We start from the raw sequence: 14,463 nt of genomic DNA, 5'->3' as shown, positions 1-14,463 counted from the left end.
TCACTGAGTATTTACATTGCATTGTTAACTGGATCACTTCATTTAGCCGTTAACCCTGCAATTTCATTTTACTTTGTCGGGCGACTCACCCCATCACCGCAGTGCCTAAACGACAGGTACAACAGCGTCGTCCCTGCTCATCAAAGATGACGATTTCCCAGCTTTGACTCTGACGCCCGAGGTGCAACGGCTGGCAAACGCCGCGCACTTTCCCCTGCGCAACCGCCCGATGGTGCGTGGCGTTCAGTTCCGTACCCACCACACACTGTCCGTCGCGAGTCATCAGATAACCCGCCATCGAACCCAATGTTTCCGCCAGGGCCGCCGACGCGCCGCCGTGCAGCAGACCAAACGGCTGATGCGTCCTGCTATCCACCGGCATTTCTGCTTCCAGCACATCATCCCCCAGTCGGGTATAGACCATGCCTAAATGCGCCACCATCGTGTTCTGACTGGTGGCATTCAGTTCATCCAGCGTTAAATGACGTTTCCAGATCATCGTCATGCCCCCAGCGTGGAGCCGCCGTCCACCACGATATCCTGAAGCGTAATGTGGCTCGCCAGATCGGAAGCGAGGAATAAAATCGTGTTAGCGATTTCCTGTGGACGAGCGATTTTCCCCAGCGGAATGCCGAGCTTAAACTGCTCGCCAAACCCACGAATGCGCTGTTGCTCCGCATCATCGCTGACCCACAACGTACGCTGCATGTCGGTATCGGTCGAGCCTGGCGAAACCACATTGCAACGCACACCGCTGCCTGCCAGTTCAAGTCCGACGGTCAGTGCCAGGTTTTTCAGCGCGGCTTTTGACGCACCGTATGCGCTCATACCGATACGCGGCGTGTGCGCCGCATCCGACGCGACGGTCACGATTGCCCCGCCCTGCTGGCGACGAAACTGCGCCATCGTCTGTTGAAACAGATTGAACGCCCCACCAACGTTAACCGCAAACGTCTGCTGCCACTCCTCAATGCTCAGCGCATCGGTGGCCCCCATACGCAAAATACCCGCCGCATTGACCAACACATCCAACCGCTCGCGCGTTTGCAGGACGCGCTGACACACCTCAGCCACCAGTTCAGCATTCGCCACATCCAGCACTTCGGTGGCAAACGGGTAGTTATTCTGAGAAAATTCACGATCGAATCCTGTCACCTCAGCACCCGCTTTCACAAACGCCAGCGCGGTGGTGTAGCCAATCCCTTTTCCCGCGCCGGTTACCCAGACGGTTTTCCCTGCGAAGTCAAATCCTGACATTACTTCACCTCGCGAGAGAGCAGCGTCCACCAGGCGTCAATGGTCGGGTTTTTCGCCAGCATCACGAAGTCAATATCGCCATGAACCTTACGCCAGCGCGCCGCCAGCGCCATCATGCGCACGGAATCCAGTCCGTAGTCGATCAGGTTTTCGTCATCCATCGGTTCTTCGGACTCATCGAGCAGCGGCAGAATAATGCTGCGTAACGCATCTTTGCTGGCCGGTACCGGCGTCGGTAATAATTCCTGAGTCATCACCACACGCCCGGAGCGTCCCGCCACGTATTTCAGCGACATCAGATGTTCGTCACGGCTAAAGTCTGCCAACGCATCGGCAACCATAAACGGCTTGATGTCGCGCATAAAGGCGTCCGTTGCGGTGGTCATACAGCCAATATGTGCATACACGCCGGTAATGATCAGTTGATTACGTCCGGTTTCCTTAAGCATCTGTTCCAGCGGGGAGCGATGAAATGCGCTGTAACGCCATTTCACCAGAATGGTATCCGCTTCATCCGGCGCCAGCGCCTCAACGATTTTCTGCTGTTCCGGCGAACGCGTCAGTCCCGGTCCCCACATATCATTGAGCAGAGCGCGGTCTTCATCACTCTGTTCTTTCGGCTGAGCGGTGTAATACACCGGAATGTTATGCTCTTTGCAGTACTGACGCAGTGCGGCGATGTTAGCGACGACCTGCTCCATCATCGGGCAGTTATCGCCCCAAAAACCGATAAAATAGTCCTGCATGTCGTGGATCAGCAGTGCGGCGCGTTCGGGGTCAAACGCCCAGTCCACTTTGTTCACCGGAACATCAAGCGCCGTGGGTAGCGCATAAGCCTGCAGTTTAGGAATTGCCATCTCTTATTCTCCTTCAGGCCAGTGAACGTGATGCCAGCCACTGACGTAATTGTTTTTTATCTACTTTCCCAACCGGAGTCAGCGGTAACGACTCAACGCACTCCACGCGGTCAGGTAATTTAAATTCCGCTACGCCCTGTTCGCGTAGAAAACGACGCACCTGCACCGCTCGCAGCGGCTCTTTTACCACCAACCAGGCACAGCTTTTCTCGCCCATCAGTTCGTCATCCATACTGACCAGCGCGGCATGGATCACCATCGGGTGGCGCAGCAGCAGGTTTTCAATCTCTTCTGCAGCGATCTTTTCTCCACCGCGGTTGATCTGATCCTTCTCACGTCCCTGGACGGTGATGTAGCCATCTCGATCGATGGCGATCAGATCGCCAGAGCAGTAAAAACCGTTGGCGTCAAAGGCGCTGGCATTGTGCTCAGGACTTTTGAAGTAACCGCGGAAGGTGTATGGGCCACGCGTCATCAGGCGCCCGGTTTCTCCCTCGGCTAAAGGGTTGCCGTCAGCGTCTGCTACCCAGACTTCATCATCGGGACACATCGGGCGGCCCTGGGTATTAATGATGCGTTCAGGACTGTCGTCCAGACGGGTGTAGTTCACCAGCCCTTCCGCCATGCCGAAGACCTGCTGCAGCTGGCAGCCAATCTCCGCCGGAATACGCGCCGCAAGCGAGGCGGAAAGCCGAGCCCCACCGACCTGTAGCAGCTTCAGCGAAGCCAATTGCGCATTGCTCCCCCACTCCGCAATTGCCTGCAGCCACAGGCTCACCGCTGGCGGCACTAGCGCCGTGACGTTAACCTGATGCTGTTCAATCAGAGGGAAGCACAGGGTGGCGCTCGGGTCAGCCGCCAGCACGACGGTGCCGCCAGCCAGGAATACCCCCAACGCGCCAGGCGAACTCATCGCGTAGTTATGCGCCGCCGGGATCGCGCATAAATAACGCGTTTCCCCGGTGAAGCGGCAAATCTCATTGCTGCGACGCACGCTGTAGTAGTAATCGTTATGGGTACGAGGAATCAGCTTTGGCGTCCCGGTAGTCCCACCAGAAAGCTGGAAATAGGCCACCTCATCAGCAGGCGATGGCGTGGCGGAAAAATCAGTCGCAGGCTGGCTTATCGCCGTTTGCAGGTTGTGTTCACCTTCATCATTGCGCAGTTGCACCACGCGCACTGAATTGTGTTCAGCCACAAAAGCGTTAAGAAAATCGTCTCCGCTAAACAGCGCATGCTGACGATCGGCAATCAGCAGCGCCGGTTCAATCTGTTTGGCATAGGCGTTAAGTTCGTTACGCTGATGGCTGAATAATGCCAGCACCGGGGCTACACCCAGCTTGAGCAGCGCAAAGAAAGTGATATACAGCTCAGCCACGTTGCCCAGTTGCACCAGCGCGGTTTCGCCGGGTTTGATCCCCTGACGGCGCAGGCTGCAGGCGAGATTGTCAGTGGCCTGATTCAGTTGGCGATAGCTCAGGTGGCGTTCGCCATCGATCACCGCTGTATGATCGCTGTCGGCGTGACGGGTAAGAATGTCGGTCAGCGGCAAATCCTGCCAGTAACCTTTTTCACGATAGCGGCGGGCAAACTCCTCCGGCCAACGGGTGAAAGGAATACTCATTATCGCTCCTTAGAGGCCTGGTCAATAAGGCTCTTAATGCAGTCCAAAAACATTCAACATCGTGGAGAGTTTGGCTCCCGTTTCACGCCATTCCGCAACCGGGGACGAAGCCGGAACAATCCCGGCACCGGCAAAGAAACGTACCTGATTACGCAGCAGCTTCGCACAACGGATCGTCACCACCCATTCGCCGTTGCCTTGGGCATCACACCAGCCGACAATGCCACCGAACAGTTCGCGATCGAACGGCTCCAGCTCGGCGATCAGTTTGCGCGCAACCTGATGCGGGAAGCCGCTCAGCGCAGGCGTCGGATGCAGCAGGCACGCGAGCGTCAGGGCGTTTTCTTGCGCGTTGGCTTTACCTTCAAACGGCGTGCCGAGGTGCCAGAGCGTAGGCGTGGTGACCAGTTGCGGAGAAGAAGGGAGTTGCAGTTCACGGCTGCGATCGCGCAGGACATTTTTCATGGCCTGCGTCACCAGTTCGTGCTCATGGCGATCCTTTTCGGACGCCAGCAGGCGGATGCCCGCCTCACGGTCCAGCACATCGTCCGGTTGACGACGTGCCGAGCCTGCCAGCGGTAATGAGCTGAAACGATCGCCTTCTTTGCGTAACAGCAGTTCCGGACTGGCGCCAATCAATACGCCACCGTCTTCAAGGGGGACGTGGAAGTTGTAGCTCGCCGGATTTTGCGCCACCAGGCGCTCCAGCAGCGCCCCGCTGTCAATATTGGCATCAGCGGTGATATCGATCAGGCGTGACAACACCACTTTGTCGACTTCCGGGGTTGCCGTCAGCGCAGCCGCGCGAGCGACCATATCTTCAAAGAAGTTCTGTTCCGGGATCGATTTACGTTCAACAACGTTCAGCGACTGATGCGCGTTAAAGTAACGAGATGATTGCTGCTTCGCCGTTCGGGAGAACGTCTGCCACGACTGGGGAATAAACAGCGATGACGGCTGGCGGGTGTCAAAAGGAATCGCCCCGACCATGATGGGGTTAGCGATACCCTGCGCTTTGGCATCAGCAAACAGTGCATGCATTTTCTGTTGGAAAGGGCTGTCTGGCGAATCGCCATCAATTGCCGGTTCCGCATAGCGGGCGAAGCATCCTGACGTCGTAAAACTACGGTACGGCGACATAAAGAAAAAACTGTCGGGAGCGAGCGTCGGCATAGTCTGCGTTTTTTCCTCAGCCAGTGACGTTTCCATATCATCCTCCAAAAATGATAAAAGCTCTAATAATGATTATCATTTATATTTTCGGTCGCTAACCTAAAAGCAAAGCGGCGGTATGTCAACTCTTGTGGCAGCACAATGTGCGACTTTGGCTTGCATCCTTGTCCACTAACAATGAAAATGAGAAGCATTACTTATACTGATAACAGGATGCTGATTCGTGAGTCTCCCCTCTTTTTGCCGCACCGTGCTCTTACTGGCAGGTTTGTCTATTTCAGGAATTTCTTCAGGTTATGCCGCCGACTGGCCGCGTCAGGTTACCGACAGTCGTGGTACGCATACGCTGGAACATAAGCCGCAGCGAATTGTCTCCACCAGCGTCACCCTCACCGGCTCGCTGCTGGCAATTGATGCCCCGGTCATCGCCAGCGGCGCTACTACGCCGAACAATCGCATCGGCGATGCACAGGGCTTTTTACGCCAGTGGAGCGAAGTGGCAAAAGCGCGCAAACTGAGCCGCCTGTATATCGGCGAACCGAGCGCTGAGGCCGTGGCAGCGCAAATGCCGGATCTGATTCTGATCAGCGCCACCGGGGGAGATTCAGCCCTCGCGCTATACGATCAGTTGTCCACCATTGCGCCAACGCTAATCATTAATTACGACGACAAAAGCTGGCAGTCTCTGCTGACGCAGTTAGGTGAAATTACCGGTCAGGAGCAACAGGCTGCTGCGCGTATTGCCGAGTTTGATAAGCAACTGCAGGCGGTCAAGCAGCGTATTACCCTGCCGCCGCAACCGGTCAGCGCGCTGGTGTACACCGCTGCAGCGCACAGCGCCAACCTGTGGACGCCTGAGTCGGCGCAGGGCAAGCTGATGGAGCAGTTAGGTTTCACCCTGGCACCGCTGCCTGCCGGATTGCACACCAGCCAGAGTCAGGGCAAACGCCACGATATCATCCAGCTTGGCGGTGAGAACCTGGCGGCAGGCCTGAACGGCGAAGCGCTGTTCCTGTTCGCTGGCGACAACAAAGATGCCGACGCCATTTATGCTAATCCGCTGCTGGCGCATCTGCCTGCCGTGCAGAATAAACGTGTTTACGCCCTGGGTACGGAAACCTTCCGTCTCGACTACTACAGCGCGACCTTGCTGCTGCAACGTCTGTCAGCTCTCTTTTAATCGCCAGCGCCGGATACGGCTAACGCCTTATCCGGCCTACAAACCGTAGAGGACAACGCTATCCGGCATTCACAGGCATTTGTCGGAATCGGCGCACTTCTCCCAGCAACAGCAGCAGTAGCAGACCGACAATCACCAGCCCAAACCCACTTACGCTTGCCGAAGCAACCGGTGTCATCATCGCCCCCAATCCCCCTAACAGCGCCGCGCCGATCGCATCTCCTGTAACGTTCTGCGCAGTCCACAAACCGTTAATTCGCCCGAGCATCGCTTCTGGCGTCTGCGTCTGTAACAGGGTGTACTGCAACAAAGAGCTGACCGCACTCAGCCAGCCGAACAGCGCCAGGCAGACAACGCCAAGCTCCCAGACCGGCATCAACCCAAACAGACCGATAGCCAGGAACGAAGCCACGGTCGATACCAGCATGATCAGTCCCGGACGCACGCTGTGCGCCAGTTGCCCGCTGGTCAACGCGCCCACCGCCGCGCCAAGAGGAATGGCCGCATACAGCAGACCTATTTGCGCACTCGACATTTGCCAGTTAATCGCCAACGCGGGATACAACACGCGCACGGCGCTCGCCATAGTCAACAGACCGCCAAGCAGCGCAATGCCGCCAATCAGCGGGCTGGCAAGCAGAAAGCGAAATGCTGCCAGCAGCGATTTTAGCGGATGCTCGCGCGGCTGCGGCGGAGGCGGCAGCGCGGGAAGGCTCAGCAACGGCAGCAAGGTAATGAAAGTGCCCGCCGCCGCCAGACCGTAGTTCCAGGCCACGCCACCGGTAGCGAGCAATACTCCGCCAAGCATCGGCGAAATAACCGAACCCAGACGTACCGTCAGCATGGTAATCGCCCCGGCCTGCATCAAATTCTCCCGCCCAACCAGCGCCGGTGTAGCCGCCAGCAACGCGGTCACGCCCAGCGAGGCAAAGAAACCGTCCCATAAGCCAAGCAAATAAATCGCCAGTAACGACGGTTCGGGCAGCAGCGCATTCAGACACAGACCAATAAAGCCGATTCCGCAGGTTCCACGAGCCAACAGGATCACTTTTTTACGCTCATAGCGGTCGGCCAGCACCCCGCCCACCATCAGACCAATAAACATTGCGCTGCCGGTCAACGTTACTGACAAACCGACCTGCCAGGTCGACTGGGTCATCATCTGGATCTGTACCGGAACCGCCACGCCGAGTAGCCCCAGAGAGACAATGGAAATAAAACGGGCGAGGAAGACGGCGCGAAATGCAGGGTGGGTCTTTAACAGGCTGAGATTGAGCAGCCAGGATTGTCGATTCATTACAGAGCCTTACCAGGTACTTTTTCAATATCCATTCGATGGCTGCACATGCTAACATATCCAAATAAGATCGATAACGATAATTACTATCATTATCAGGGAAGTTGATATGTCATGCTCTGTTTCCGCGACACGTGCCTTCGCCGTGCCCGGACTATTGTTATTACTTGTTCTCACCACGGTATTAAGTCTGGTTATTGGCGCCAAGTCGCTACCTGCCTCCGTGGTGCTGGATGCACTTACCGGCAGTTGTCAAAGCGCTGATTGCACCATCGTGCTGGACGCGCGACTGCCGCGCACGCTGGCGGGGCTGCTCGCCGGTGGGGCGCTGGGTCTGGCTGGTGCATTAATGCAAACGCTCACGCGTAACCCTCTCGCCGATCCCGGTATTCTGGGCGTTAACTCCGGTGCCAGCTTCGCTATTGTGCTGGGAGCCGCACTGTTCGGCTTTTCCTCTGCGCAAGAGCAACTGCTGATGGCCTTTTCCGGGGCGCTGGCCGCGTCGCTTATAGTGGCCTTTACCGGCAGCCAGGGCGGCGGGCAGTTAAGCCCGGTGCGTCTGACGCTGGCGGGCGTTGCGCTGGGCGCGGTGCTGGAAGGATTATCCACCGGAATCGCCCTGCTCAACCCGGATGTCTACGATCAGTTGCGTTTCTGGCAGGCCGGTTCATTGGATATCCGCAGCCTGCAAACGCTGAAGGTCGTCCTGGTGCCGGTACTGATTGCCGCGGCTGTCGCGTTGTTCCTTAGCCGTGCTCTGAATAGCCTGAGCCTCGGGAGCGACACCGCCACCGCGCTTGGCAGCAAAGTCGCTCGCACGCAGTTTATTGGCCTGTTGGTGATTACCGTACTGTGCGGCAGTGCGACCGCGATTGTCGGCCCTATCGCCTTTATCGGCCTGATGATGCCGCATATGGCGCGCTGGCTGGTGGGGGCAGATCACCGTTGGTCGCTGCCCGTTACCCTGCTGGCAACCCCCTCTCTGTTGCTAATTGCCGATATCATCGGTCGCCTGATTGTCCCCGGCGAACTGCGCGTTTCAGTGGTCAGCGCATTTATCGGCGCGCCGGTGCTTATCTTTCTGGTACGCCGGAAACCGCGCGGGGGTGGCGCATGATGCACCTCTCCCGCCGCCTGATAGTCAGCAGCCTGCTGCTGGTTGTAGGTTGTCTCGCCGTTGGCTTGTGGAGCCTGCGTAGCGGCGTCGTGACGCTGGAAACCCAGCAAATTATTGCCGCTCTGCTTGGCGATGCGCCGCGCAGTATTACGCTGGTGGTGACCGAATGGCGTTTGCCACGCGTGCTGATGGCGCTATTGATAGGCGCGGCGCTCGGCGTGAGCGGTGCAATATTCCAGTCGCTGATGCGCAACCCGCTGGGCAGCCCGGATGTGATGGGTTTCAATACCGGTGCCTGGAGCGGTGTGCTGGTGGCAATGGTGCTGTTCGGACAGCATCTCACCGCTATCGCGCTTGCGGCCATGGTTGGCGGGGTCCTGACGTCTCTGGTGGTCTGGGCGCTCGCCTGGCGCAATGGTATCGACACCTTCCGGCTGATTATTATTGGGATCGGCATACGCGCCATGCTGGTTGCGTTCAACACCTGGCTACTGCTGAAGGCATCATTAGAAACCGCGCTGACCGCCGGACTGTGGAACGCCGGATCGCTCAATGGCCTGACCTGGGCCAAAACCTGGCCTTCTGCCCCACTGATTATCCTTATGCTGGTGTGCGCCACGCTGCTGGTGCGCCGAATGCGTTTACTGGAAATGGGTGATGACAGCGCCTGTGCGCTTGGCGTCAGCGTAGAGCGCTCACGTCTGATGATGATGCTGGTTGCGGTTGTACTGACCGCTGCCGCCACCGCGCTGGCTGGCCCTATCTCGTTTATTGCCCTTGTCGCCCCACATATCGCGCGGCGGATTAGCGGCACATCGCGCTGGGGATTAACCCTGTCGGCGCTGTGTGGCGCGTTGCTGCTGTTGATGGCGGATTTATGCGCCCAACAGCTGTTTATGCCTTATCAGCTTCCGGTGGGCGTTGTCACCGTAAGCCTCGGCGGTATTTATCTTATCGTCTTGTTAATTCAGGAGTCCCGCAAAAAATGATCGAATCAGTAGCCCGTTTGCGTGGCGACCAGTTAACGCTGGGTTATGGCAAATTTACCGTAGCGGAAAACCTCAATGTGTCGATTCCAGACGGTCACTTCACCGCAATTATCGGGCCAAACGGCTGCGGAAAATCAACACTACTGCGCACGCTTAGTCGTCTGATGACGCCCGCGCACGGTAAGGTCTGGCTCGACGGCGAGCATATCCAGCACTATGCCAGCAAAGAGGTTGCTCGCAGAATAGGTTTGTTGGCGCAGAACGCCACCACGCCGGGTGATATTACGGTACAGGAGCTGGTTGCCCGTGGGCGCTACCCGCACCAGCCATTGTTTACCCGTTGGCGAAATGAGGATGAAATCGCGGTCTCAAACGCAATGCAGGCGACGGGAATCACTCATCTTGCGTCACAAAGTGTGGATACCCTTTCCGGTGGACAACGCCAGCGCGCATGGATTGCGATGGTGCTGGCGCAGGAAACGTCGATTATGCTGCTCGACGAACCTACCACATGGCTGGATATCAGCCATCAGATCGATCTGCTGGAGCTGCTGAGTGAGCTAAACCGGGAGAAAGGGTATACGCTGGCCGCCGTTCTGCACGATCTTAATCAGGCATGTCGCTATGCGACGCATCTGATTGCGCTGCGTGACGGAAAAATTGTTGCCGAGGGTGCGCCGAAAGAGATCGTCACCGCGCAGCTTATTGAAAAAATCTATGGTCTGCGCTGTATGATTATCGACGATCCGGTTGCCGGAACGCCGTTAGTGGTGCCGCTTGGGCGTACACCGAAAATTCATACCCAGTCATCTCTATAGGGATGACTACACGGGTCAGCGTTTAACACGCTGACCCGATGACGTTTATTGGATATTTTGGAGCAGGTCACGCATGACAGGCCCAATCTTCTCAAACGCTTCAGGGGTTATGATATCAACATGCGCGCAATCCTGACGATATACATCCAGACTGGATATCCACGGTGACCAACTGCGTTCAGGACTGACCCCCGGCACTAAGGTGCGCTCAGCGACGAACAGCGTGGCGTGACCAGCAAACGGCACGCTGTGTGCCGTGGTGAGCAGGCGAACCGCATCGGCGTAGTTGCCTTCGATAGCATTAAATAAGGCCTCTGACGCATTCCCCTGCTGCGCTGCCAGAAACGCTTCACGTTCACGCTCGATCTCGGCCAGTACCGCGGGATCCAACCCATTGGCCTCCTTTTCCTGCCAGTTTTGCGTTTCCGGCGGCCAGGTATCCAGCAGCCCCAGGAATGCAACTGTCTCTCCTCTGGCATGTAAGCGTGCGGCGATTCCCTGCGCCAACGTCCCCCCTAGCGAGTAGCCTAATAAATAATAGGGACCATGAGGCTGCTGGCTGAGCAGCGTTGCCAGGTGATGTTCGCATACCGCATCAAGGTTTTCCGCCGTCTGCATAGGGCCATCCGGTCGCGGCGACTGAATGCCAATAATCGACCACTGCGGACTGAGGTAACGCGACAGCACGCTAAACTGCCAGGCGAAACCCGACGCCGGATGGAAGCAAAACAGCGTTGGTCCATGACTTTCACGCAGCGGCAGCAGCGTCTCGAATCCCAGACGCTGCGACTGTTCATCATCATTGCTCTCCAGCAGTGCACTCAGTTGTTCAACAGTAGAAGCCACCATTATCTGCCCAGGCGTTACCTGACGCTCAAAAATCCGGCTCAACTGCGCTGCCAGTTTCATCGCCAGCAGCGAATGTCCGCCAAGCGCAAAGAAGTCAGCCTCTACGTCATTAACCTCGCAATCCAGCAAAGCCGCAAAAGACTGCGCGATGGCGGTTTCAGTCCCTGCTCGCGGCGCACGTCCTGACGTACGCGACGTCAACTGCGGCATCGGCAGCGCTTTACGATCCAGTTTACCGTTTGCACTCAGCGGCAGCTCCGCCAGTTGCAACAATACCGTCGGCACCATATGCGCAGGCAGTTTTTCACGCAGAGTTTCTCGCAATGCAGACGTATCCAGCGGTAACCCCGATTCCGACACCAGATACCCCACCAACTGTCGTGCATCGCCGCCTGTCGCCGCCGCCTGGTTGAATACGCAGGCGTGGGCAACGGCATGTTCGACATCTGGCAGTTGCTGCATCACCCGATCAATCTCACCGAGCTCAATGCGCTGTCCGCGAATTTTAAGCTGGTCATCGCTGCGCCCGAGGTATTCCACTGCGCCATTCTCCAGCCAGCGCGCCACATCCCCGGTACGGTACATGCGTTCACCAGGGTTAAATGGATCGGCGATAAAGCGGCTCGCGGTTAGATCCGCTCGCCCCAAGTATCCTTGCGCCAGTTGGATCCCCGTCAGATAGAGATCACCTGCCACGCCAAAGGGCACCGGGCGCATCATGGCGTCCAGGATCCGTAAACCGGTATTCCATACCGGATAGCCAATCGGCACGCTATTGCCCGTTACGGCAGCGAGATCGTCCCCCCAGGCCGGATACCAGCTCACATCGACTGCCGCTTCCGTTGGCCCGTATAAATTGTGCAGTGGCGCATGAGTCAACTGTTCCCATTCGCGGCATAAATCTGCAGGTAAGGCTTCGCCGCTGCAGAATACCCGTTTCAGCGAGGCACAGCTCTCCCGTGCGGTTTCCGGCGTCAGTGAAGCAACAAAAGCGGCCAGCATAGAGGGAACAAAGTGCGTGGTCGTCACCCCTGACTGCGCAAAGAACTGCTGCATCGCCAGCGGATCGCGGTGCGCTTCAGGTTCTGCCATGACCAGTTTTGCCCCGGCAATAAACGGCCAGAAAAACTCCCATACCGAGACGTCAAAACTGCACGGCGTTTTTTGCGCCACCACATCATCCGCGGTCAGAGGATAGTGATTTTGCATCCACAGCAAACGGTTAACGATGGCTGTTTGCCCAACCATCACCCCTTTTGGTCTGCCGGTAGAACCGGAAGTAAAAATAATATAGGCCGTATGATTAGGTTGAGATAGCGCCAGCGGTGCAGCATCCTCTTCTGGCAGCGGCGCGTTGTAGCACAGACTTTCCAGCTCCGGAATATCGCTAAAGCGCGCCAGTTGCTCTTCGGTCGCGATCAACAATTTTGGCTTCGCGTCTTCGAGCATCATCCGCAGGCGATCGTCCGGGTATCCGGTATCCAATGGCAGCCAGGCGGCTCCCGCCTCAACAATACCGTGCAGCGCCAGCGTGAGGAACACGGAACGCGGTAATGCCACGGCAACGCTGTCACCAGGCTGTACGCCACGCTCGCGCAGGCGGCGCGCCAGCGCCACAACCTGTTGGCGCATTTCACGATAGCTAAACTGATAGCGGGCATCAGCCAGCGCCGGGGCATCCGGCGTTTTATCGGCCTGCTGTGCTACCAGCGCGCTCAGCGTGGTGGACGGGATCGCCACGGTCGTGTCGTTAATCTTCGCCAGCCGCTCATGTTCTGTCGGCAACAGCATCCCGGCATCGCCGCAGCATAGCGACGGATTGTCGGCAAACTGCGCGATAAGCGCGGTTAAACGTGATGCATGTTGCGCCAGCGTCGCGGCATCGTAGCGCTGTTTATTGGCCAGGATTTCAATACTCAGCCCGCCGTTTTCATCCGGGAACAGCGCCAGCTCCAGATCGTTCACTGGACCTGTCGCCAACGTATGGGTTTGCGCCTGAACGCCAGGAATATTCAGTTGATAGTCGAATATTTTCACGTTCAGTACCGGGCCAAACAGCGGTTCGGCACCGGCTGCGCGCCCACTGTCGCGAACAATTTGCTCAGCATCATATCGCTGATGTCGGCGCATTTTCTTCAACTGTGCGGCCAGTCGTTGGGCAAGTGCAGGCAAGCTTTCTGCCGCATTCAACTGCACGCCAAATGGCAGGACGTTTAAAACCGGTCCGGTGGACGTGAGCGCCGCCGACCCCATACGCCGCATAAAGATAAACCCGGCGGCATATTCCATTCGGCTGCATAAACGTCCGAGCCACAGCGCCACCAGCGCAAGGGCCAGATCCGAACGCTGAACGTCTGGCATACGTGCCGCAAGCCGGCGAAACTCCCCTTCAGGCGCGGTTAACTTCAGACGAATAATATCCGCGCTGGCCGACCGCCCTGGCAGGGGTTTGTTAGACAGCGAAGCCGGAGGTGGGAGTTGCTTTCGCTGCTCGGTCCAGAAGGCGCCGTCGCGTTGCCAGGCATCGCTTTGCCGATACTGTTGATACTCTTCCACCACCTCAGAAAATGGCGTAAAAGGTGATTCCGGCGTGGGCTCGCCATGCAGCCATGCGCGGTAAATTGCGGCTATCTGGCGGGTAATGGCCGGGAAACTGAAGCCATCAACCAGCAGATGATGGTAACGCTGATACCAATACCAACGCTTTTCTCCCACCTGAATGAGCAGGTGAAAAACCAGCGGCTTAGTGCCATCAGCACGGATGTCCTGCTGCAGGTCTGCCTGCATCAAGGCGCGCGCTGCCGCATGCGGATCGGATTTTTCGCGCAGATCGATAATTTCTGGTGGCGCAAAGGCAAGCGCAGAGTCTACCCATTGCCAGACCTCGCCGTTATCTTCGCTAAACCGCATCCGTAGGGTATCGGCCTGCTCAAGACCCGCCACTACCGCTTTCGCCAGCAACGGTGCGTCCAGTTCGCCGGTTAATTCTACGTAGTGCGCCACGCTCCACGCTGAGGGCAATGTGGAGAGTTTTTCCGCCATCCAGATCCCCGGCTGAGCCGCAACTAACGGTAAACGTTGAGTCATGGAGCCTCCTGCACATCGACGTAGTTCGCTGGCGTCAGCGTGGTCCAGTTTGCATCCAGCCATTGCTGGCAGGCTTCCTGTGATTGGGGTTCGCACGCGACCGTCCAGCCAGCAGGAAGTGAGCATTGCTGCGGCCAAAGGCTAAACTGACGTTGGGGATTTTGCAGAATGTAAAACTGGCCCTGCGGATTATCGAAGGGGTTACTGAATTCCAT

12 protein-coding genes are annotated in these 14,463 nt (G+C 57.3%); 4 read left to right on the top strand and 8 right to left on the bottom strand.

What is annotated here, in order from left to right; translation table 11 throughout:
- Window positions 1-85: 85 nt before the first annotated feature.
- From entH to entC, 5 genes are read right to left on the bottom strand one after another with little or no spacing between them, the layout of a single operon-like run.
- A complete protein-coding gene (entH, locus tag WC7_RS19000; RefSeq protein WP_029139447.1) occupies window positions 86-499 on the bottom strand; it encodes a proofreading thioesterase EntH in 414 nt (137 codons plus the stop codon).
- A 2-nt stretch (window positions 500-501) separates the two neighbouring features.
- The gene (gene entA / locus WC7_RS19005; RefSeq protein WP_016152200.1) at window positions 502-1,257 is read right to left on the bottom strand and encodes a 2,3-dihydro-2,3-dihydroxybenzoate dehydrogenase EntA; all 756 of its coding nucleotides are present in this window, start codon (window positions 1,255-1,257) and stop codon (window positions 502-504) included.
- A complete protein-coding gene (locus WC7_RS19010) occupies window positions 1,257-2,114 on the bottom strand; it encodes an isochorismatase (RefSeq protein ID WP_016152199.1) in 858 nt (285 codons plus the stop codon). Before WC7_RS19010 ends, entA begins: the two co-directional genes overlap by 1 nt.
- A 13-nt stretch (window positions 2,115-2,127) precedes the next feature.
- Window positions 2,128-3,738, bottom strand: coding sequence for a (2,3-dihydroxybenzoyl)adenylate synthase EntE (entE, locus tag WC7_RS19015; protein ID WP_016152198.1), 1,611 nt, complete (start codon window positions 3,736-3,738; stop codon window positions 2,128-2,130).
- A 33-nt stretch (window positions 3,739-3,771) separates the two neighbouring features.
- On the bottom strand, window positions 3,772-4,947 hold the full coding sequence (gene entC, locus WC7_RS19020) for an isochorismate synthase EntC (RefSeq protein WP_016152197.1): 1,176 nt from the start codon (window positions 4,945-4,947) through the stop codon (window positions 3,772-3,774).
- 187 nt (window positions 4,948-5,134) lie between these two features.
- Here entC and fepB point away from each other — a divergent pair, with 187 nt between their 5' ends.
- Complete coding sequence (gene fepB, locus WC7_RS19025) at window positions 5,135-6,091, top strand: Fe2+-enterobactin ABC transporter substrate-binding protein (RefSeq protein ID WP_016152196.1); 957 nt, start codon at window positions 5,135-5,137, stop codon at window positions 6,089-6,091.
- 58 nt (window positions 6,092-6,149) lie between these two features.
- On the opposite strand, the gene entS is transcribed toward fepB, so the two are convergent.
- On the bottom strand, window positions 6,150-7,388 hold the full coding sequence (gene entS, locus WC7_RS19030) for an enterobactin transporter EntS (protein ID WP_016152195.1): 1,239 nt from the start codon (window positions 7,386-7,388) through the stop codon (window positions 6,150-6,152).
- A 109-nt stretch (window positions 7,389-7,497) separates the two neighbouring features.
- Between entS and fepD the strand changes: the two genes are divergently transcribed.
- The 3 genes from fepD to fepC are packed head-to-tail and all read left to right on the top strand — an operon-like array spanning window position 7,498 to window position 10,312.
- The gene (gene fepD / locus WC7_RS19035; protein ID WP_016152194.1) at window positions 7,498-8,505 is read left to right on the top strand and encodes a Fe(3+)-siderophore ABC transporter permease; all 1,008 of its coding nucleotides are present in this window, start codon (window positions 7,498-7,500) and stop codon (window positions 8,503-8,505) included.
- Complete coding sequence (gene fepG, locus WC7_RS19040) at window positions 8,502-9,494, top strand: iron-enterobactin ABC transporter permease (protein WP_016152193.1); 993 nt, start codon at window positions 8,502-8,504, stop codon at window positions 9,492-9,494. The genes fepD and fepG overlap by 4 nt, the downstream gene beginning before the upstream one ends.
- Window positions 9,491-10,312 carry an iron-enterobactin ABC transporter ATP-binding protein gene (gene fepC / locus WC7_RS19045; RefSeq protein ID WP_016152192.1) on the top strand — a complete coding sequence of 274 codons (822 nt, stop codon included), beginning with the start codon at window positions 9,491-9,493 and terminating at the stop codon, window positions 10,310-10,312. The genes fepG and fepC overlap by 4 nt, the downstream gene beginning before the upstream one ends.
- Before the next feature lie 45 nt (window positions 10,313-10,357).
- Here fepC and entF read toward each other — a convergent pair whose 3' ends face one another.
- Together entF and WC7_RS19055 are read right to left on the bottom strand one after the other, a co-directional pair.
- Window positions 10,358-14,248, bottom strand: coding sequence for an enterobactin non-ribosomal peptide synthetase EntF (gene entF / locus WC7_RS19050; protein ID WP_016152191.1), 3,891 nt, complete (start codon window positions 14,246-14,248; stop codon window positions 10,358-10,360).
- Window positions 14,245-14,463, bottom strand: a complete 219-nt coding sequence (locus WC7_RS19055; RefSeq protein ID WP_016152190.1) for an MbtH family protein — start codon at window positions 14,461-14,463, stop codon at window positions 14,245-14,247. The genes entF and WC7_RS19055 overlap by 4 nt, the downstream gene beginning before the upstream one ends.

It is taken from the genome of Citrobacter sp. KTE151, from assembly GCF_000398845.1.
Taxonomy (GTDB): Bacteria; Pseudomonadota; Gammaproteobacteria; order Enterobacterales; family Enterobacteriaceae; genus Citrobacter; species Citrobacter braakii.
This window is presented reverse-complemented; position numbering and strand designations above follow the sequence as displayed.

Bases quoted from the DNA above. Each gene is read 5' to 3' on its own strand.
- entS (WP_016152195.1), bottom strand. From the start codon at position 7,388: ATGAATCGACAATCCTGGCTGCTCAATCTCAGCCTGTTAAAGACCCAC.
- fepC (WP_016152192.1), top strand. From the start codon at position 9,491: ATGATCGAATCAGTAGCCCGTTTGCGTGGCGACCAGTTAACGCTGGGT.
- WC7_RS19055 (WP_016152190.1), bottom strand. From the start codon at position 14,463: ATGGAATTCAGTAACCCCTTCGATAATCCGCAGGGCCAGTTTTACATT.
- WC7_RS19010 (WP_016152199.1), bottom strand. From the start codon at position 2,114: ATGGCAATTCCTAAACTGCAGGCTTATGCGCTACCCACGGCGCTTGAT.
- entE (WP_016152198.1), bottom strand. From the start codon at position 3,738: ATGAGTATTCCTTTCACCCGTTGGCCGGAGGAGTTTGCCCGCCGCTAT.
- entF (WP_016152191.1), bottom strand. From the start codon at position 14,248: ATGACTCAACGTTTACCGTTAGTTGCGGCTCAGCCGGGGATCTGGATG.
- entC (WP_016152197.1), bottom strand. From the start codon at position 4,947: ATGGAAACGTCACTGGCTGAGGAAAAAACGCAGACTATGCCGACGCTC.
- entA (WP_016152200.1), bottom strand. From the start codon at position 1,257: ATGTCAGGATTTGACTTCGCAGGGAAAACCGTCTGGGTAACCGGCGCG.
- entH (WP_029139447.1), bottom strand. From the start codon at position 499: ATGATCTGGAAACGTCATTTAACGCTGGATGAACTGAATGCCACCAGT.
- fepD (WP_016152194.1), top strand. From the start codon at position 7,498: ATGTCATGCTCTGTTTCCGCGACACGTGCCTTCGCCGTGCCCGGACTA.
- fepG (WP_016152193.1), top strand. From the start codon at position 8,502: ATGATGCACCTCTCCCGCCGCCTGATAGTCAGCAGCCTGCTGCTGGTT.